Here is a 17,387-nt window from a genome sequence, read left to right as displayed (position 1 = left end):
TTCGGCCGGGCGATCAATCCGAGAGGGTCATCCGGCTTTCCCGATGGTTCTCGTCCAGGGCGGTGACGGCATAGACGCACGCAGGCTCGCTTTGCGGCGGACTGTTCCAGATATGCAGGCAACCGGCGCGACGCAGGGTTGCCACCAGGCAATCGGCCCGGGCGATGTCCACAGCCACTCCTGAGGGGAAGCGGTAAATCGCGTAGTACCGGGTCTTGTCCACGGCATTGGCGCTGCTCTCATGCCATTTGACCTGTGTTCCCCAGTTATGCTGCTGTTGCTGCACACAAGACGGCGCCGCTGGCGGCTGCCCGGCTTTCCAGAGCATGGAGGGGATCAGCGCCGGATAACGCCAGATATCCGCGCGTATGGCCGCGATGGCGGCCTGAGTCTGGGGCGCTCGTAGGAAGCGCTGGCGAAACAGGATGCTGCCGCGAATCTCGGGAATATCGAGATTCCATCGCAATTGCCGATCGAGTTCGGCTCCCCCTTCGCCTTCGCTCCATTCCGGCTCCCGCTGGCTGGGCACCCCCACTTTGTAGAGTGCCTGACCGATATAGAGGTGAACATTTTTTCCGCGCACGGTATCCGCCCACCAGCGCGTCACGATATCGAACTGCGCCGCCTTCAGACCGAAAGTCCAATACACTTGCGGCGCAATGTAATCGATCAGTTCCTCCGTGACCCAAAGTCGGGTATCGGCATAACCGGCGTCATAATTCGGGATACCCGCCGAAGTATCGGACCCTCGGGGGTCGTCCTTGCGGTTACGCCAGACACCCGCGGGGCTGACACCGAACTTCAAGGCAGGCTTGAGTTCACGCAACTTGCGAGACAGCTGTGAAATCAACCGGTAGGTATTATCACGACGCCAATCGCCTTTATTATCAAACGCCTGCCCATAGCGGGAAAATGTCGCCGCGTCGTCAAGTCTTGAGCTGGCGGATTCGTAATAGAAGTAGTCGTCGAAATGAATACCGTCGACATCATAGTTGAGCGCCACTTCCAAGACGCCTTGAATGACCCAGTCAACGGCCTCGGGGATGCCCGGATCCAGCACGAAGCGATCATAGGCCACTGCGACCCATTCCGGGTGCGCGACATACACGCTGGAGGGGGCCCCCGGTAACGTGTTGCGCAATGAGTCGACGGTGCTTTGCCGGGTATCCATCGATACACGGTAGGGGTTGAACCAGGCATGCAACTCCAGGTTTCTCGCATGGGCCTGTTCGATGACGAATGCCAGCGGATCGAAGCCGGGGTCCTGGCCCAGCGTACCGGTGAGCCAGGCCGACCAGGGCAGGATGGCCGACCGGAAAAATGCATCCGAACAGGGCTTTACCTGAAAGAACACGGCATTCATGTTCAGCTTGACCAGTTCGTCCAACTGCTCGATCAGCTCGCTTTTCTGTACTCTGACCCGTTCGGCCTCATCGCCGATCGTTGATGACGCCCGTGACGGCCAATCCAGGTTGGCTACCGTCGCCATCCAACTGGCGCGCAAATGATGTTTATCCGCATGAATAATATCGGTGTTCATTTGAATGTTCCTGTTTTATCGATAGACAGGCCCAAACCGCCATTTCATGCCTCGAAACAAGCGATGTATCATTGAGCACTCAGGCTTTAAAAAAACAAAATAGACAAACACCGTCAAGCCGTGGATCTGAGTCAATATATTTCCTGAAAATTCAGAAAACAAACTTCAAAACCTCCTACTGCTTTTTAAGAAAACTCTTAAAAAAATATTTCCCCGCAGCAACTATTGTATGCATTCACACCTAAAAGAGTTCACCTCATGAACATAATAAAATACAACGCTTACCGTGCTGATAAAAGTTTTGACAGCCGAGTCCGTTTTCTGGTGATGCATTATACGGCGACCAACTTCCAGTCTTCGATCAACAGCTTGACCGGCCCCCATGTCAGTGCCCACTATTTGGTGCCGGATCCAGACGATGCGTCCTACATTGCTGCCGGCTACAGTGCACAGAATATCTTCAACCTGGTCAACGAGAACGACCGCGCCTGGCACGCGGGAGCCAGCGCCTGGGGTAACCGGATCAATCTCAACGACAGTTCCATCGGCATCGAAATCGTCAACCTGGCGACCGACGACAATGGGCAGTTCACTTTCCCCCCCTATCCCCCCACCCAGATCGAGGCGATCAAGGAGCTGGCGCTGAATATCCTGGCGCGTTACCCCACCATCAGCCCGGTCAACGTGGTCGGCCACAGTGATATTTCAATAGGACGAAAAAGTGATCCGGGCGCGGCCTTCCCATGGCAGCAGTTGCATCAAGCCGGCATCGGCGCCTGGTACGACGAGACGACAAAAGATCATTACGTCAATCGTTTCACTGAGCGGGGCCTGCCCCAGCAAGCCAGCTTGCTGACGCTGTTCAAGACCTACGGCTACGAGACGTCGAAAGCGACCTCGGAGCAGGGTTTGTGGCAATTGATCCGCGCCTTTCAATTGCATTTCAGGGCCAGCAACTATGACGGTCGCCTGGATATCGAGACGGCCGCTCGCCTCGCGGCGCTGGTGAAAAAATACTTCCCTGCCTCCGCGATCTGAGAAAAGGCTGGAGCACAGACAGATCCGAGGCCAACGCAGTTGGCGATGTCGACCAGACGCCTAAGGGCATCTCGACCCGCGGCATTACACTCTGAACCCAGGGTCTTGCTGGTCGAGCTTGCGCAACAAGGCCGGCCAGGCCAGTGCCCCACCCATGCCCTGGGCACTGCGGGTCACTCCGGCAATCATCGCCTTGGCGCCGGCGAGAACCTGCGGTTCGATGGCAATCAGCTGTGCACCGCCATTTTGCGCAAGGACCTGGATATCGCAGGCGCGCTGGAAGACGAACATCATCAGGAAGGTATCGGCGATACTGGCACCACAGGTCAACAGACCATGGTTATGCAGCATCAAGAAATTGTTCGACCCCAGATCGGCCTGCAGGCGGGCCTTTTCCTCATGGTTGAGGGCTACACCTTCATAAGCGTGATAGGCCAGGCTCGACAGGACGAACAGCGACTGCTGGCTGATGGGCAATACCCCTTGGCGCTGCGCCGAAACCGCCACGCCTGCGGCGGTGTGAGTATGCAACACGCAGCTCACATCATGGCGGACTTCGTGGACGGCGCTGTGGATGGTGTAGCCGGCGGGGTTGATCTCATAGGGGCTGTCCATCAGCTTGTGCCCGGCCAGGTCGACTTTCACCAAGCTCGAGGCGCTGATTTCATGGAACATCAACCCATAAGGGTTGATCAGAAAATCTTCGGTACCCGGCACCTTGGCCGAGATATGCGTGAAGATCAGGTCATCCCAGCCATGCATCGCCACCAGACGGTAACAGGCTGCCAGATCGACGCGAGTCTGCCATTCGGCGGCGCTGACTTGATCCTTTATGCTCGCTGGGGTTGCAACAGGGGCTACGCTCACAGTACTGACCTCGGCATTGTTCTGTTTTGATCTTACTCGATTGTCCAACAGTCTAGTCAGCCCGTCGCCACCATGGGGTTGCATTGCCAGCCAGCTTGATGACTCAGCGGGTCAGCTTCGATGACGTAAGAAATAGTCCACTGCGCATCAGATCAGCGCCCGCAACAACGGCGCAGCAAACAACTTCAGCAGGCTCATCAACGCCGCAATAGAACAGCGGCATCTGCGCCATCAGCCAGCCGCTGCCCGGTTGCAACGCGGTCGGCTTGATCTTGTTCGAGGTGAACGCCCAATCAGCCCCGCAATACACTGATAAACGAAGCCAGCCAAGGCTCGGCATCGGTTTCGGGGGTGACACTTTCGCTGGCATCCAAGCGCAGCATCTCCTGCACTTCAGCCACACCGAGTTCGGCAAACAGCTCGCGAAACTGCTCACCAGCGCCACAGAAGGTATCGCCGTAACACGCATCGCCCAAGGCGATCACCGCACCGGGCAGGCCACGCCAGGCTGCCGGTAACTGGTCACGAATGGCCGAATAGAGCGGCTGTACATTATCCGGCAATTCACCCAGGCCGGTGGTGGCGGTCACCACCAGAAAGGCCTGTGGGGCGAAGGCCAGAATATCGGCCAGGCTGGCGCGAGGGTTGTGCCAGGCTTCGAATCCGGCGTTATCGAGAATCCGCTGGGCGTGACGGGCGACTTCTTCGGCTGTGCCGTAGACCGAGCCGGAAAGGATGGCGACCTTCATCAATCTGATCCTGGAGCAGAGTAAAAAGCGTAGGATATTAACAGGTGAGAAACATTCCCACTGAAAATTCATTTGTATCTACTGACTTGGCATTGACCATCCAGGACATTCTTTTACACTCCTGAGATTGCCAATGGACTGCGGATTATTTCAACGATGATCAACCCAAAACTGCTGCAACTGGTAATCGATGCCTCCAACGACGGTATCGTCGTCGCCGAACAGGAAGGCGAAGACAACATCCTGATCTACGCCAATCCGGCGTTCGAACGCCTGACCGGCTACAGCAACGAAGAAATTCTCTACCAGGATTGTCGCTTCCTGCAGTCCGGCGACCGCGACCAGCCGAACCTGGAGCTGATCCGCGAAGCGTTACGCAGCCGCAAGCCCTGTCGCCAGATCCTGCGCAACTATCGCAAGGACGGCACGCACTTCTGGAACGAGCTGTCGATTTCTCCAGTATTCAACGAGAGCGACCAACTGACCTATTTTGTCGGAGTCCAAAAAGATGTGACGGTCCAGGTCAAGGCTCAGCAGCGGGTGGCCCAATTGGAAGAGCAACTGGCCAAGGTCAAGGCAGAACTCGAAGCGCTCAAGGCGACCGGCGGTGCCAACCAATAGTGGAATCCGTTGTCTGAAGGTACATTCAGCGCTTTTTGCAGGCGCGTTTCCCACTTTTTGAGCTTGATCATGCACCGCGACGCCCTTCTGACTCCGGACGAGCTGGATTTCATACGGACCCTGCAACACAACCCGCAGCTCAACAAGCGCGATACTTCTTCAAGCTTGCTGGTCAATGGGGTGTCGCAAATCCGCGATCTGCTGACGCGCCTGGCGGCCCATGAGCAAGTGACGATCCAGGCGCGCTTCGAAAACCAGAAAATGACCTTCCCCCTGCACCTGGTGGAAGACGAATTCCACGCCCAACATTTGCACGTGGGAGTGCCGAGTATCTACGAGGACGGGCCGATAGCCCGTCCCTGGCGGCTGACTCTGGACGAGCCAGTGGCCTTGGAAAACTCCCGAGGCCAATCCAGCGCCCTGGCGGTACGTGCGGTATCGTTCCAGGGTGTGCTGGTGGAAAGTCGCAACGGCATCAAGCCCCCCAGGCAGTTCGCCCAGTGGTTCAGCCCTCCGGGGTATGAGCGCATTGCCTTGCGTGGGCGGTTCGAGCGGGAAGCCGAGCAAGGCCTATATGCCTATCGGCTCAGCCAGAGCGATGAGAGCGAAACCGAACGGCTGCGCCAGTACATTCTGCAACAGCATCGCCTGGCCCATCCGCAATTTCACAGCGAGCCCCATTAGGTATCCAGCTTGCCCGCCAGCAGTTGCTGCAGGCGTTGGCGCATCTGCTGCCCGTCATGCCCCAGGCAACCAATACTGGTGCCTTCAAGGGAGTCTTGCAGCAGATCCGCCACATCGCCGGCAAGCATCACCGGGCACTCCACCGCCAGCGCCAGCCGATTCAGCCGGCGCGACAAATCCGAGGCCGGCGAACGGTTGGAGTACAGCACCAACACCCGCGGCCGGACCTTTTCACAAATCAGCGGCAACTCATCGAAAGGTTGCCCGATGGCCAGCACACTGACCGGGCGCTCGCCGTTGCCGAGCAACAAGCCGGCCACCAATAATTCCAGCTCGCGACAGTCCCCTGGCAATGCAGCGAGGACAATCCGCTCCAGGGGGGGCCCTCTGGCCGATTGCAGTCGCTGCAACACCCGACCACGCAGGAAACTGTCGAGGAACAGCCATTCGCTGGCCTGCCCGAATGCACCGCGCTGGGCGCGCAGATCCTGCCAGAGCGGCATCAGGATATTTTGGAAGACCACCGTCAGCGGGTAGCTGGAAAAAATCTGCCCGTACACACGTTCCAGCGCCAGCTCATCAAAGGCACTGATCGCGCCGCCCAACTGAATCTGGCATTGGCGCCAATCATCCACAGGCAGCGGCACCAGGGGGTCAGTCGACGGCGCACGGGCCGCCGCCGTCTTTGCCAGGATCTTGCCCACTTTGCTGACCGCCACCCCACGCTCGATCCAACCGAGAATGCTGCGTACAGTCTCGATATCGCTCATGGCGTAGAGCCGATGACCGCTTTCGGTACGTGTCGGCTGAATCAGGCCGTAGCGGCGCTCCCAGGCGCGCAGGGTGACCGGATTCACACCCGTCAGGCGCGAAACCTCCCGAATGGGAAACAACTCGTCCTGCTTCAACGCCGGCAAAGACAGCGATAATGGTGCAAGTTCGGTAATGACGGCCATATTTTCCACATCAATGTGTAAAATTTTGTAGATATTCTAGCTTACATCGACTGACTTTCTTCAAACATGGAACAATGTATTCGATATCTCGGACAGTTTTTCCAAAAAACAGGGAATAACTCTTGCCTGTTTTTCGGACACAGCCCACTACTGAGCGTAGCGTTTTAAGTGAGCCCTACTCGGTTTTGCGCCAAGACCTAACGTCCTCACTCATCACCACGATGATCGGACATCGCGTCGCCACCGACCGTCATCAGGATATGTTGGCCCTGTTTCAGGAAGGTGAAACAACCGGCTACCGACTGCAGGGCTACTTGGCTTTCGGTGTGCTGGCCTCGCCTCTCGCCGACAGCCACTTCCAGAGGCTCGTGAGTTTCAGCGACGCCACCTTGCATGCCCCGGAGCGCTCGACCTTGTACCTGAACGTGGCAGCGAGCTGTTCGCAGGCCTTGCGCGGACTCGCCACAGGGTTGTAGAAGGCGTGTCGCTGGTATAGTTTGACTTCAACGTCAATCCACACCTCCTCACTGCTTGTCGCGAGCCCTCGATGCCATCGTTCCCCGCCCCGATCCTGATCACCGGCGCCAGCCAGCGCGTCGGCCTGTACTGTGCAGAGCGGCTGCTGGCGGACGGTTGTCCAGTGATTGTCAGTTACCGCAGTGAGCGGCCTGGCCTGCAGGCCTTGCGCAAACGGGGGGCGATCACGCTATTCGCCGACTTTGCCAGCGAAGTCGGCATCCTAACCTTTATCGACAGCCTTAAGCAGCACACCGACAGCCTGCGGGCGATCGTTCACAACGCCTCGGCCTGGCTCGCCGAAACACCGGGAGACGAAACCGAAGCGTTTACCCGGATGTTCAGCATCCATATGTTGGCGCCGTACCTGATCAACCTGCATTGCGCCGACCTGCTGCGGCAATCGCCACTCGCCGATATCGTGCATATCGGCGACGACGTGACGCGCAAGGGCAGCAGCAAGCACGTCGCTTATTGCGCCAGCAAGGCTGGACTGGACAACCTGACATTGTCCTTCGCTGCTAAATACGCGCCAAAAATCAAGGTCAACGGCATCGCCCCAGCGCTGCTAATGTTCAACCCTGACGACGAGGCAGCGTACCGCGCCAAGGCTCTGGCCAAATCGGCCTTGGGTATCGAGCCTGGCGCCGAGGTGCTATACCAGAGCCTGCGCTACCTGCTGGACAACCCCTACGTCACTGGCACAACCTTGACCGTCAATGGCGGTCGGCACCTTAAATAAGCCGCACCGCGAGGAAACATTGCAATGAGCGCTACGTTGCCTGAGCATTATCGCGAGATTCTCCTGGGTCTGGGCGAAGACCCCGACCGCGAGGGGCTTCTGGACACCCCGAAACGGGCAGCCAAAGCCATGCAGTACCTGTGTCACGGCTATTCCGTGAACCTCGATGAAGTGGTCAACGGCGCGCTGTTCGCTTCCGACAACGACGAAATGGTGATCGTCAAGGACATCGAGTTGTACTCGCTGTGCGAACACCATCTGTTGCCCTTCATCGGTAGGGCTCATGTGGCCTATATCCCGACCGGCAAGGTACTGGGGCTGTCGAAGATCGTGCGGATCGTCGACATGTTCGCCCGGCGCCTGCAGATCCAGGAGAACCTGACACGGGAAATCGCCGACGCCATCCAGCAAGTGACCAGCGCCCCCGGTGTCGCGGTGGTCATCGAAGCGCAGCACATGTGCATGATGATGCGCGGCGTGGAAAAACAGAATTCGACCATGAACACCTCGGTGATGCTCGGCGCCTTGCGCGACTCGAACACCACCCGCATGGAGTTCCTGCAACTGATCGGACGGAGCAAGTAACGATGCCACAACTTCAACCGGGAATGGCCCGGATCCGGGTCAAGGACCTGAACCTGCGCACGTTTATCGGCATCAACGAGGAGGAGATCCTCAACAAGCAAGATGTGCTGATCAACCTCACCATCCTGTATGCCGCCCAGGAAGCCGTGCGCGACAACGATATCGACCACGCGCTGAACTACCGCACCATCACCAAAGCGATCATCCAGCATGTGGAAGGCAACCGCTTTGCGCTGCTCGAACGCTTGACCCAGGAGTTGCTGGACTTGGTCATGAGCAACGAGCCGGTGCTCTACGCCGAAGTCGAAGTCGACAAGCCCCATGCCCTGCGATTCGCCGAGTCGGTGTCGATCACCCTGGCGGCAAGCCGCTGAGCCACTGCTCCCTTGAGTGACCTGGCATTCGACGCGCCAGGCTCTTATCATCGCGGCCTAGGTTTAACTCCCCCTTCAAGCACAGAGCCCACCATGACCGAGCAAGAACGCCTCGAAGTCGAAGCCGCCGCCTTTCGTCGGTTGGTCGCCCACTTGGACAGCCGCAAGGACGTCCAGAACATCGACCTGATGAACCTCGCCGGCTTCTGCCGTAACTGCCTGTCCAAGTGGTACAAGGCCGAAGCCGATGAACGCCAGATCGCGCTGAGCCTCAACGAGGCTCATGAAGTGGTCTACGGCATGCCTTATGCTGCGTGGAAAGCCCAATACCAGCGAGAAGCCAGTGCCGAACAACAGGCGACATTCGCCAAAAAGGAAAATTCATGACTGATATAAATACCCTGCGCGCAAGCCTCGACAGTGGCGAGCATCTCTTTGCCGACACCTTGGCGTTTATCGCCGCGGGCTACGACTACCAGCCACAGGCTTTCAACAATGGCGGCCTGGAAAATGCCGCCGGGCAGAACGAAGGTTCGTGCAAGACCCTGGGCCTCGCATTGCTCGAAGGCCTGAGCGATCAGCAAGCGCTGCTGGCATTCGGCGAGCACTACCGCTCGGTACTGGCCACTCCCGAGGGCAGTGACCACGGCAATATCCGCGCGCTGATCAAGCACGGCCTGGCGGGCGTGGAATTCACCGCGCAGCCGCTCAAGCGCCGCTGATTCTAGAACGCTGGTCGAGGTTCGACGACCAGCGCTAAGTTCTGCCAGCCTGAGTGCGATAGGCTGGCAGAACTTAGCGATCTACAGACCGTCCAGATAACGCTCGGTATCCAACGCGGCCATGCAACCGGCACCGGCCGAGGTAATTGCCTGACGATACACGTGGTCAGCCACGTCGCCCGCAGCGAACACCCCCTCAACGCTGGTCGCGGTCGCATTGCCATCACGACCGCTCTGCACCACCAGATAGCCGTCTTTGAGAGCCAGTTGGCCTTCGAACAACGAAGTGTTCGGCGTGTGGCCGATAGCGATGAACACACCATCGACTTTCAGCTCGTCGAAGCTGCCGTCATTGTTTTTCAGACGAGCACCGGTCACGCCCATATTGTCGCCCAGGACTTCATCCAGAGTCGCGTTGAGCTTGAGCACAATCTTGCCTTCGGCGACGCGGGCGTGCAGCTTGTCGATCAGGATTTTTTCGGCGCGGAAAGTCTCGCGGCGGTGAATCAGGGTCACAGTGCTGGCGATATTGGCCAGATACAGCGCCTCTTCCACCGCCGTGTTGCCGCCACCGACTACGGCGACCGGCTTGTTGCGATAGAAGAAACCGTCGCAGGTAGCACAGGCGGAAACGCCCTTGCCCATGAAGGCTTCTTCCGAAGGCAAGCCCAAATAACGGGCGCTGGCGCCGGTGGCGATGATCAGCGCATCGCAGGTGAAAGTGCCGCTGTCGCCCACCAGGGTATAGGGCTTCTTCGCCAGGTCCACGGCATTGATGTGGTCGAAGATGACTTCCGTTTCGAAGCGCTCGGCGTGTTCACGCATACGCTCCATCAACACCGGGCCGGTCAGGCCATGTACGTCACCGGGCCAGTTGTCGACTTCGGTGGTGGTGGTCAACTGACCGCCAGCCTGCATGCCAGTGATCAGTAGCGGCTTGAGGTTGGCGCGAGCCGCATAGACCGCAGCACTGTAACCGGCAGGGCCGGAACCGAGAATAATCACTCGCGAATGGCGTACTTCAGACATGACTCACTCCTATCGATCGCCCATAAGGCACCGGGTCGAAACCCCGGTAAACCGGCTGGAATAAAAAAGAACCGCGAAAGCGCTTGGGGAAGGCTTTGTAGCACACAGTCCCGAAAAATAATGATGCGTAGCGTATCGAGGGAGCGAAGATTAAGGAAGTACGCAATAACAATCCAGCTCATAGCAGGTCTCTATTCTGAACCAGGTCCTGCGCGACACCTTTATTAGTGAAAACGTTACCGCAAATATCAGCCCTTTCACCGCCCGTGCAAAGCCGGTAAGGTCTGCGCGTTTTCCCCTGCTTCGGAGCCCGCTATGCCCGCACCTGTCATGTCCGGCCCACAATACCTGCGCGAGGGCCTCAAGCTGGTCCTAAGCCCTGGGCTACGACTGTTTGTCCTGCTGCCGTTGCTGATCAACCTGGTGCTGTTCGTCGGACTGATCTATTTCGCCGGGCATCAGTTCAGCCTCTGGGTCGATCACCTGATGCCGACCCTGCCCCATTGGCTGAGCTTTCTCAACTACATTCTCTGGCCGCTATTCGTGGCGCTGGTGATACTGATGGTGTTCTTCAGCTTCACCCTGCTGGCAAACATCATTGCCTCCCCTTTCAATGGATTTCTCGCGGAAAAGGTCGAAGTGGTGGTACGCGGAACCGATGATTTCCCGGCCTTCAGTTGGACCGAACTGCTGGCGATGGTGCCACGGACGCTGGCGCGGGAAATGCGCAAGCTGGGCTACTTCCTGCCACGGGCCCTCGGTTTGTTCGTGCTGTCTTTCATCCCCGTGGTGAATATCATTGCCGCGCCGCTGTGGCTGCTGTTCGGGGTGTGGATGATGGCGATCCAGTACATCGACTATCCGGCGGATAACCACAAACTGGGCTGGAACGAAATGCTCGCCTGGCTGCGCCAGAAGCGCTGGCAGAGCATGAGCTTCGGCGGCATCGTTTACCTGGTGCTGCTGATTCCGGTGGTGAACATTTTGATGATGCCGGCGGCTGTGGCTGGCGCCACCCTGTTCTGGGTGCGTGAGCGCGGCAACGAGGCCTTGGCGCAACCTTAGCACCAGGCAGATGGCGCCGGAGCCGATCAAGCCTCCGGCGTTCAATTCGGCGCAAGAGAGCAAAAACAGCCCCGTCATAAATTCATCACCCAACTGCCACGGTGTCGCAACGGCATGGCACGATACTTCATGCATGATGACACCTCTGCATATCGCCCTGATCACCGAAACCTACCCGCCCGAGATCAACGGGGTGGCCAATACCCTTGGCCGCCTATGTGACGGTCTACGCGCTCGTGGTCACCGCATCGAGCTGGTGCGTCCGCGCCAAAGCGCCGACCAGACCCGCCCCAGCGACACCGAACTGCTGCTCTGCCGCGGCTGGCCACTGCCCGGTTATCCGGGCCTGCAATGGGGACAGTGGTCGATGCACAAGTTGTTGCGCCGCTGGAAGCACCAGCGTCCGAATGTGCTGTATATCGCTACGGAGGGGCCGCTGGGCCTTTCTGCGTTGTGTGCTGCCCGGCGCCTGGGGATTTCGGTGGTGAGCGGTTTCCATACTAATTTCCAGCAGTACTCCAACCAGTACGGACTGGGGATGCTCACGCGGCCCCTGACCCATTACCTGCGCTGGTTTCACAATCGTTCCAAGTTGACCCTGGTGCCCAGTGTCAGTCAACGTCTGGAGCTGGAGCGCAGACACTTCGAACGACTGGAGCTGCTATCCAGGGGTGTCGATAGCCAGTTGTTCCACCCGGCCAAACGGCTGAACGACTTGCGCGAAAGCTGGGGACTGACACAGGACGATATTGCAGTGATGTATGTCGGGCGCCTGGCGACCGAGAAAAACCTTGGCCTGCTAGTCCGCGCATTCCGGGCTTTGCAGACGACTTATCCGCAGCGAGTGATGAAGCTGATCGTAGTCGGTGACGGCCCGCAGCGGACCTCCCTGGCAGCAAACCTGCCTGAGACACTCTTCTGTGGGACCCAGCGCGGCGAAGCGCTGGCGGCCCACTACGCCTCAGGGGATCTGTTCCTGTTTCCGAGCCTCACCGAAACCTTTGGCAACGTGGTGCTTGAGGCATTGGCTTCGGGGTTAGCGGTGGTCGCCTACGACGAGGCTGCCGCCGCCCAGCATATTCGGCATGGCTACAACGGCGTGCTGGCAATGCCTGGGGACGAAGAAGCTTTTTGTGAGGCAGCTTGCTGGTTGCTCGAGGGCCGGGAAACCTTACGCAATGTGCGCCTGAATGCCCGCCAGCATGCCAGCCGGCAGGGCTGGCGGGCGATCGTCGAACAGTTCGAGAAGCAACTTCGGGGAGCCTGTGAAGCGGAGCATGGGCAACCCCATGCAACACCCGCCGCCAGGTAAATCAGTGGTGAGCAAGCCTGCTCCGACGGGAAGCGGGTATCAGGCCAGGGCCTTCTCGATAGCCTGGACCACCGATGGATCGTCCGGCGCGGTACGCGGCGAGAAACGCGCAAGCACACGCCCATCCTTGCCCAACAGGAATTTTTCAAAATTCCAAGTGATGTCTCCGGGAAACTCGGCGCCTTCACCCGCCAGCAACTGATACAGATGGTGGCGGGCGGGACCGTTGACCTCCAGCTTGCTGCTCAACGGAAAGCTCACGCCATAGTTGAGGCTGCAGAACTCGCGAATTTCCTCTTTGGTCCCAGGCTCCTGCCCGGCAAACTGATTGCACGGCAGGCCCAGCACCATCAAGCCTTGATCCTTGTATTGCTGGTAGAGGTTTTCCAGCGCGGCGTACTGCGGCGTCAAACCACACTTGGAGGCAACATTGACCACCAGCACGACATTCCCCTTGAAGGGTGCCAGAGGTAGGTCCTGGCCATCCAGCGCTTCTAGCGTAAGGTCGTGAAAAACACTCATGACGAACTCCCGATATTCCCGTGTGACGTCGCGACATTGTGGCCTGACACCCCGAGCGGTTTCCAGATAAAAACCGCGTCGGACTAAAAAAAGCGCCCGTGGGCGCCTTCAGCTAGCAGAGCCTGGCAACACCAATCAGTGGTGATGACCACCTTCGCCATGGACATGGCCATGAGCAATTTCTTCCTGGCTGGCGTCACGGATATCGACGATCTTGACCTGGAAATTCAAACGCTGGCCAGCCAGCGGGTGGTTGCCGTCAACGGTAACGTCGTCGCCGTCCAGATCACGAATGGTCACGATCTGCATCTGGCCGTCCGGCGCGGACGCGTGGAACTGCATGCCCACCTCCAGTTCGTCGACGCCTTCGAACATGCTGCGGCTGAGGGTGCTGACCAGCTCGGCGGCGTATTCGCCGTAGGCATCTTCAGGCTCAACGGCTACGCTCAGCTCGTCGCCGACCGCCTTGCCTTCCAGGGCCTTTTCCAGGCCCGGAATGATGTTTCCCGCACCTTGCAGGTAGACCAGCGGCGCGCCGCCGGCAGAGCTGTCGATGACCTCACCAGCGTCGTTGGTCAGGGTATAGTCAATGGAGACAGCCTTATTGGCGGCGATCAGCATGGGGCGAGACCTTTTGCATAAGAATGAAGAGTGTACAAGTTTAAACAAGGATTCATCCGAAAGCGAACGGAACCCGGATGGGCGGGTCATGACGAACCAGTCGATCATCAGCGGCTTCCATCAGGATGAGGACGGACACTGGGTGGTCGAGCTGTCCTGCGGTCATACTCAGCATCTGCGCCATCAGCCGCCGTGGCAGTCCCGTGACTGGGTGCTGGATCCCGCCCGGCGTGCGGCAAAAATCGGCCAGCCCTTTGCATGTGGTTGGTGCGCACAAGGCAAGGTTAGCGCTAACCTTGCCGTCTGAATCCTGCGATGGGCCAGTGATAGATCCTCGCACTCGCTCCTTTAGAGACTAGGCATGCAAACTTTTTTTATCGCGCCCACCGATTTTGGCGTGGGTCTGACCTCGATCAGCCTCGGGCTGGTACGGACACTGGAACGCGCCGGCCTGAAAGTCGGCTTTTTCAAACCCATTGCCCAGCCGCATCCGGGTGATACCGGACCTGAGCGCTCGACCGAACTGGTGGCCCGCACCCATGGCCTCAAGCCCCCACAGCCACTGGGTCTGGCTCATGTCGAACGGATGCTTGGCGACGGCCAGCTCGACGAACTGCTGGAAGAAATCATTACGCTCTACCAGAGGGCCGCCGTCGACAAGGATGTGCTGGTGGTCGAAGGCATGGTCCCGACCCGCAGCGCCAGCTATGCCGCGCGGGTCAACCTGCATCTGGCCAAAAGCCTGGATGCCGAGGTGATCCTGGTCTCGACGCCGGAAAACGAAGTGCTGACCGAACTGTCCGGCCGAGTGGAGTTACAAGCGCAGTTGTTTGGCGGTCCCAAGGACCCGAAGGTCCTCGGCGTGATCCTCAACAAGGTGCGTACCGAGGAAAGCATGCAAGACTTTGCCGCTCGCCTCAAGGAGCACTCGCCGTTGCTGCGCAGCGGGGACTTCCGCCTACTGGGCTGCATTCCGTACCAGCCGGAGCTCAACGCCCCGCGTACCCGCGATGTCGCCGACCTGCTGGGAGCCCAGGTGCTCAACGCCGGCGACTATGAAACCCGACGCATGTCGAACATCATCATCTGCGCCCGCACCGTGCTCAATACCCTGCAATTGCTCAAGCCGGGCGTGCTGGTAGTAACGCCAGGCGACCGCGACGACATCATCCTCGCCGTCAGCCTGGCGGCGCTCAATGGCGTGCCCCTGGCCGGCCTGCTGCTGACCAGCGACACCAAGCCCGACCCGCGCCTCATGGAGCTGTGTCGCGGCGCCTTGCAGGCCGGCCTGCCGGTGTTGTCGGTCAGTACCGGCTCCTACGACACCGCCAATCGACTCAACAGCCTGAACAAGGAAATTCCCATCGATGACCGTGAGCGGGCGGAAATCATCACCGACTTCGTCGCCGGCCACCTCGATGCTCAATGGCTGCACCAACGCTGCGGCACTCCACGGGAAATGCGCCTGACACCGGCGGTATTCCGTTATCAGTTGATCCAGCGAGCCCAGCAAGCCAACAAGCGTATCGTCCTGCCCGAGGGCAGCGAACCGTTGACGGTCCAGGCTGCGGCGATCTGTCAGGCGCGGGGCATCGCCCGTTGCGTCCTGTTGGCCAAACCGGCGGATGTCGCGGCGGTTGCCCAGGCTCACGGTTTCGAACTACCACCGGGCCTGGAGATTCTCGACCCGGACGAGATTCGCGGACGTTATGCCGAGCCCATGGTCGCCCTACGCAAGAGCAAGAGCCTCAATACGCCCATGGCCGAGCAGCAGTTGGAGGACACCGTGGTGATCGGCACCATGATGCTCGCCCTGGACGAGGTCGATGGCCTGGTGTCCGGGGTGATCCACTCGACCGCGAACACCATCCGCCCGGCCCTGCAACTGATCAAGACCGCGCCGGGCCGCTCCCTGGTCTCGTCGGTGTTCTTCATGCTGTTCCCCGAGCAGGTGCTGGTCTACGGCGACTGCGTGATGAACCCGCACCCCTCCGCTGCCGAGCTGGCGGAAATCGCCCTGCAGAGTGCCGACTCGGCACAGGCGTTCGGCATCACCCCACGGGTGGCGATGATCAGTTATTCAAGTGGTGAATCGGCCAGCGGCGAGGAAGTCGAGAAGGTTCGCGAAGCCACCTTGTTGGCGCACGAATCTCAGCGCGACTTGTTGATCGACGGCCCGTTGCAGTACGACGCCGCCGCCAACGAAAATGTCGCCCGGCAACTGGCTCCCAACAGTCAGGTCGCCGGTCGCGCCACGGTGTTCGTGTTCCCCGATCTGAACACCGGCAACACCACCCACAAAGCCGTGCAACGTAGCGCCGACTGCGTCAGCCTGGGACCGATGCTGCAAGGCCTGCGCAAGCCGGTCAACGATCTGCCACGGGGCGCCCAGGTGGACGATATCGTCTACACCATCGCCCTGACCGCGATCCAAGCCGCCAACCGACCTGTGGATATCTAAATGATCAGCTTCCTCCCGGCCCCGTTGCGAGGCGTGATTGCCTCCCTACTGTTGGCGTTCAATACCCTCCTGCTGTGCTCGTTCTTGTTCTGCGTGGCGCTGTTCAAGGCCCTGCCTTTTGTCTTGACGCGGCGTTTCAGCGACTGGTTGATGAACCATATCCATGAGGTCTGGATCAGCCACAACAAGGTCTGGATGCGCTGGGTCCGGCACACTCGCTGGCATGTCAGCGGCCTGGAAGGCCTGGACTACCAGCACTCCTATCTGGTGACCAGTAACCACCAGAGCTGGGTCGATATCATGGTCCTGCAGTACGTTCTCAACCGGAAGATCCGTCCATTGAAGTTCTTTCTCAAGCAGGAACTGATCTGGGTACCGGTGATCGGCCTGGCCTGGTGGGCCCTCGGTTTTCCTTTCATGAAGCGCTACTCCAAAGCGTATCTGCACAAGCACCCGGAAAAAAAGGGTAAGGACCTGGAAACCACCCGCAAGACCTGCGCGAAGTTTCGCAACCACCCGGTGGCTATCTTCAACTTTGCCGAAGGCACACGCTTTACCCCAGGCAAACACGCGCAGCAGCAATCACCATTCCGTTACCTGCTCAAACCCAAGGCCGGTGGGATCGCCTTTGTGCTGGATGCCATGGGCGAGCAGTTGGAGTCCATCATCAATGTGACCCTACATTATCCAGGGGGAACACCTGGCTATTGGGACCTGTTATGCGGCAACGTGCGGGACGTGGTGGTGCATTTCGAAGAGCTGCAGATCCCGCCGCAGTTCATCGGAGGGAACTATGACCAGGACGGCGAGTACCGCCTGGCGTTCCAAGGCTGGATCAACCAACTATGGGAAAACAAAGATGCACTGCTGGCACAGATGCACCGTGAATATCCAGCCAGTTCTTGAGCCATAAAGGCGGTTATGGCGCCAGCAAAAAGCCCGCTGTCGATTACTCGACAGCGGGCTTTTTCAATGCCGGCAAT

Annotated in this window: 21 protein-coding genes; 14 read left to right on the top strand and 7 right to left on the bottom strand. The window is 59.0% G+C overall.

Annotated features, from left to right (window positions below):
• Window positions 1-13: 13 nt before the first annotated feature.
• Window positions 14-1,540, bottom strand: a complete 1,527-nt coding sequence (locus tag AWM79_RS03385; RefSeq protein WP_060782154.1) for a glycoside hydrolase family 10-like protein — start codon at window positions 1,538-1,540, stop codon at window positions 14-16.
• A 258-nt stretch (window positions 1,541-1,798) separates the two neighbouring features.
• On the opposite strand from AWM79_RS03385, the gene AWM79_RS03380 reads away from it, so the two are divergent.
• Window positions 1,799-2,578 (top strand): N-acetylmuramoyl-L-alanine amidase, encoded by a 780-nt coding sequence (locus AWM79_RS03380; RefSeq protein WP_017130705.1) that lies wholly within the window; start codon window positions 1,799-1,801, stop codon window positions 2,576-2,578.
• An 84-nt stretch (window positions 2,579-2,662) separates the two neighbouring features.
• On the opposite strand, the gene AWM79_RS03375 is transcribed toward AWM79_RS03380, so the two are convergent.
• Entirely contained in the window at window positions 2,663-3,445 is a 783-nt protein-coding gene (locus AWM79_RS03375; protein WP_060782153.1) for a class II aldolase/adducin family protein, read from the bottom strand.
• Between the two features lie 293 nt (window positions 3,446-3,738).
• Window positions 3,739-4,194: a flavodoxin gene (locus AWM79_RS03370; RefSeq protein WP_060782152.1), complete on the bottom strand. Its 456-nt coding sequence runs from the start codon at window positions 4,192-4,194 to the stop codon at window positions 3,739-3,741.
• 156 nt (window positions 4,195-4,350) lie between these two features.
• On the opposite strand from AWM79_RS03370, the gene AWM79_RS03365 reads away from it, so the two are divergent.
• Window positions 4,351-4,815 carry a PAS domain-containing protein gene (locus AWM79_RS03365; protein ID WP_017130703.1) on the top strand — a complete coding sequence of 155 codons (465 nt, stop codon included), beginning with the start codon at window positions 4,351-4,353 and terminating at the stop codon, window positions 4,813-4,815.
• Window positions 4,816-4,884: 69 nt separating this feature from the next.
• Window positions 4,885-5,499: a hypothetical protein gene (locus AWM79_RS03360; RefSeq protein ID WP_060782151.1), complete on the top strand. Its 615-nt coding sequence runs from the start codon at window positions 4,885-4,887 to the stop codon at window positions 5,497-5,499.
• Here the strand turns inward: AWM79_RS03360 and AWM79_RS03355 are convergent.
• On the bottom strand, window positions 5,496-6,455 hold the full coding sequence (locus AWM79_RS03355) for a MerR family transcriptional regulator (RefSeq protein ID WP_060782150.1): 960 nt from the start codon (window positions 6,453-6,455) through the stop codon (window positions 5,496-5,498). The two genes, AWM79_RS03360 and AWM79_RS03355, sit on opposite strands and share 4 nt — an antisense overlap.
• 221 nt (window positions 6,456-6,676) lie before the next feature.
• Between AWM79_RS03355 and AWM79_RS03350 the strand changes: the two genes are divergently transcribed.
• The 6 genes from AWM79_RS03350 to AWM79_RS03325 all read left to right on the top strand — a co-directional run bounded on the left by AWM79_RS03350 (window position 6,677) and on the right by AWM79_RS03325 (window position 9,394).
• Window positions 6,677-6,931, top strand: coding sequence for a hypothetical protein (locus AWM79_RS03350; protein ID WP_060782149.1), 255 nt, complete (start codon window positions 6,677-6,679; stop codon window positions 6,929-6,931).
• Between the two features lie 71 nt (window positions 6,932-7,002).
• Window positions 7,003-7,713: a dihydromonapterin reductase gene (gene folM / locus AWM79_RS03345; RefSeq protein ID WP_060782148.1), complete on the top strand. Its 711-nt coding sequence runs from the start codon at window positions 7,003-7,005 to the stop codon at window positions 7,711-7,713.
• A 24-nt stretch (window positions 7,714-7,737) separates the two neighbouring features.
• On the top strand, window positions 7,738-8,298 hold the full coding sequence (folE, locus tag AWM79_RS03340; RefSeq protein WP_060782147.1) for a GTP cyclohydrolase I FolE: 561 nt from the start codon (window positions 7,738-7,740) through the stop codon (window positions 8,296-8,298).
• A gap of 2 nt (window positions 8,299-8,300) precedes the next feature.
• Entirely contained in the window at window positions 8,301-8,672 is a 372-nt protein-coding gene (gene folX / locus AWM79_RS03335) for a dihydroneopterin triphosphate 2'-epimerase (protein WP_026013040.1), read from the top strand.
• A 93-nt stretch (window positions 8,673-8,765) separates the two neighbouring features.
• On the top strand, window positions 8,766-9,059 hold the full coding sequence (locus AWM79_RS03330) for a DUF1244 domain-containing protein (RefSeq protein WP_017130697.1): 294 nt from the start codon (window positions 8,766-8,768) through the stop codon (window positions 9,057-9,059).
• Entirely contained in the window at window positions 9,056-9,394 is a 339-nt protein-coding gene (locus AWM79_RS03325) for a HopJ type III effector protein (protein WP_017130696.1), read from the top strand. Before AWM79_RS03330 ends, AWM79_RS03325 begins: the two co-directional genes overlap by 4 nt.
• Before the next feature lie 81 nt (window positions 9,395-9,475).
• Here AWM79_RS03325 and trxB read toward each other — a convergent pair whose 3' ends face one another.
• A complete protein-coding gene (gene trxB, locus AWM79_RS03320) occupies window positions 9,476-10,423 on the bottom strand; it encodes a thioredoxin-disulfide reductase (protein ID WP_017130695.1) in 948 nt (315 codons plus the stop codon).
• Window positions 10,424-10,738: 315 nt separating this feature from the next.
• Between trxB and cysZ the strand changes: the two genes are divergently transcribed.
• Window positions 10,739-11,488: a sulfate transporter CysZ gene (gene cysZ / locus AWM79_RS03315; RefSeq protein ID WP_017130694.1), complete on the top strand. Its 750-nt coding sequence runs from the start codon at window positions 10,739-10,741 to the stop codon at window positions 11,486-11,488.
• A gap of 133 nt (window positions 11,489-11,621) precedes the next feature.
• Complete coding sequence (locus tag AWM79_RS03310; protein ID WP_017130693.1) at window positions 11,622-12,800, top strand: glycosyltransferase family 4 protein; 1,179 nt, start codon at window positions 11,622-11,624, stop codon at window positions 12,798-12,800.
• Between the two features lie 39 nt (window positions 12,801-12,839).
• Here the strand turns inward: AWM79_RS03310 and AWM79_RS03305 are convergent, their stop codons facing one another.
• Together AWM79_RS03305 and AWM79_RS03300 are read right to left on the bottom strand one after the other, a co-directional pair.
• A complete protein-coding gene (locus AWM79_RS03305) occupies window positions 12,840-13,322 on the bottom strand; it encodes a glutathione peroxidase (RefSeq protein ID WP_017130692.1) in 483 nt (160 codons plus the stop codon).
• A 135-nt stretch (window positions 13,323-13,457) separates the two neighbouring features.
• Complete coding sequence (locus AWM79_RS03300; protein WP_017130691.1) at window positions 13,458-13,943, bottom strand: FKBP-type peptidyl-prolyl cis-trans isomerase; 486 nt, start codon at window positions 13,941-13,943, stop codon at window positions 13,458-13,460.
• Here AWM79_RS03300 and AWM79_RS03295 point away from each other — a divergent pair.
• The 3 genes from AWM79_RS03295 to AWM79_RS03285 are packed head-to-tail and all read left to right on the top strand — an operon-like array spanning window position 13,912 to window position 17,310.
• A complete protein-coding gene (locus AWM79_RS03295; protein WP_074861796.1) occupies window positions 13,912-14,250 on the top strand; it encodes a DUF3565 domain-containing protein in 339 nt (112 codons plus the stop codon). The two genes, AWM79_RS03300 and AWM79_RS03295, sit on opposite strands and share 32 nt — an antisense overlap.
• Before the next feature lie 54 nt (window positions 14,251-14,304).
• Window positions 14,305-16,404: a phosphate acetyltransferase gene (gene pta, locus AWM79_RS03290; protein ID WP_017130689.1), complete on the top strand. Its 2,100-nt coding sequence runs from the start codon at window positions 14,305-14,307 to the stop codon at window positions 16,402-16,404.
• On the top strand, window positions 16,405-17,310 hold the full coding sequence (locus AWM79_RS03285; RefSeq protein WP_017130688.1) for an acyltransferase: 906 nt from the start codon (window positions 16,405-16,407) through the stop codon (window positions 17,308-17,310).
• Window positions 17,311-17,387 lie beyond the last annotated feature (77 nt).

It is taken from the genome of Pseudomonas agarici, from assembly GCF_001543125.1.
GTDB classification, from domain to species: domain Bacteria; phylum Pseudomonadota; class Gammaproteobacteria; order Pseudomonadales; family Pseudomonadaceae; genus Aquipseudomonas; species Aquipseudomonas agarici.
This window is presented reverse-complemented; position numbering and strand designations above follow the sequence as displayed.

Coding starts and splice junctions, on each gene's coding strand:
- AWM79_RS03385 (WP_060782154.1), bottom strand. CDS start 1,540: ATGAACACCGATATTATTCATGCGGATAAACATCATTTGCGCGCCAGT.
- AWM79_RS03380 (WP_017130705.1), top strand. CDS start 1,799: ATGAACATAATAAAATACAACGCTTACCGTGCTGATAAAAGTTTTGAC.
- AWM79_RS03370 (WP_060782152.1), bottom strand. CDS start 4,194: ATGAAGGTCGCCATCCTTTCCGGCTCGGTCTACGGCACAGCCGAAGAA.
- AWM79_RS03365 (WP_017130703.1), top strand. CDS start 4,351: ATGATCAACCCAAAACTGCTGCAACTGGTAATCGATGCCTCCAACGAC.
- AWM79_RS03360 (WP_060782151.1), top strand. CDS start 4,885: ATGCACCGCGACGCCCTTCTGACTCCGGACGAGCTGGATTTCATACGG.
- AWM79_RS03355 (WP_060782150.1), bottom strand. CDS start 6,455: ATGGCCGTCATTACCGAACTTGCACCATTATCGCTGTCTTTGCCGGCG.
- AWM79_RS03350 (WP_060782149.1), top strand. CDS start 6,677: ATGATCGGACATCGCGTCGCCACCGACCGTCATCAGGATATGTTGGCC.
- folM (WP_060782148.1), top strand. CDS start 7,003: ATGCCATCGTTCCCCGCCCCGATCCTGATCACCGGCGCCAGCCAGCGC.
- folE (WP_060782147.1), top strand. CDS start 7,738: ATGAGCGCTACGTTGCCTGAGCATTATCGCGAGATTCTCCTGGGTCTG.
- folX (WP_026013040.1), top strand. CDS start 8,301: ATGCCACAACTTCAACCGGGAATGGCCCGGATCCGGGTCAAGGACCTG.
- AWM79_RS03330 (WP_017130697.1), top strand. CDS start 8,766: ATGACCGAGCAAGAACGCCTCGAAGTCGAAGCCGCCGCCTTTCGTCGG.
- AWM79_RS03325 (WP_017130696.1), top strand. CDS start 9,056: ATGACTGATATAAATACCCTGCGCGCAAGCCTCGACAGTGGCGAGCAT.
- trxB (WP_017130695.1), bottom strand. CDS start 10,423: ATGTCTGAAGTACGCCATTCGCGAGTGATTATTCTCGGTTCCGGCCCT.
- cysZ (WP_017130694.1), top strand. CDS start 10,739: ATGCCCGCACCTGTCATGTCCGGCCCACAATACCTGCGCGAGGGCCTC.
- AWM79_RS03310 (WP_017130693.1), top strand. CDS start 11,622: ATGATGACACCTCTGCATATCGCCCTGATCACCGAAACCTACCCGCCC.
- AWM79_RS03305 (WP_017130692.1), bottom strand. CDS start 13,322: ATGAGTGTTTTTCACGACCTTACGCTAGAAGCGCTGGATGGCCAGGAC.
- AWM79_RS03295 (WP_074861796.1), top strand. CDS start 13,912: ATGGAGACAGCCTTATTGGCGGCGATCAGCATGGGGCGAGACCTTTTG.
- AWM79_RS03300 (WP_017130691.1), bottom strand. CDS start 13,943: ATGCTGATCGCCGCCAATAAGGCTGTCTCCATTGACTATACCCTGACC.
- pta (WP_017130689.1), top strand. CDS start 14,305: ATGCAAACTTTTTTTATCGCGCCCACCGATTTTGGCGTGGGTCTGACC.
- AWM79_RS03285 (WP_017130688.1), top strand. CDS start 16,405: ATGATCAGCTTCCTCCCGGCCCCGTTGCGAGGCGTGATTGCCTCCCTA.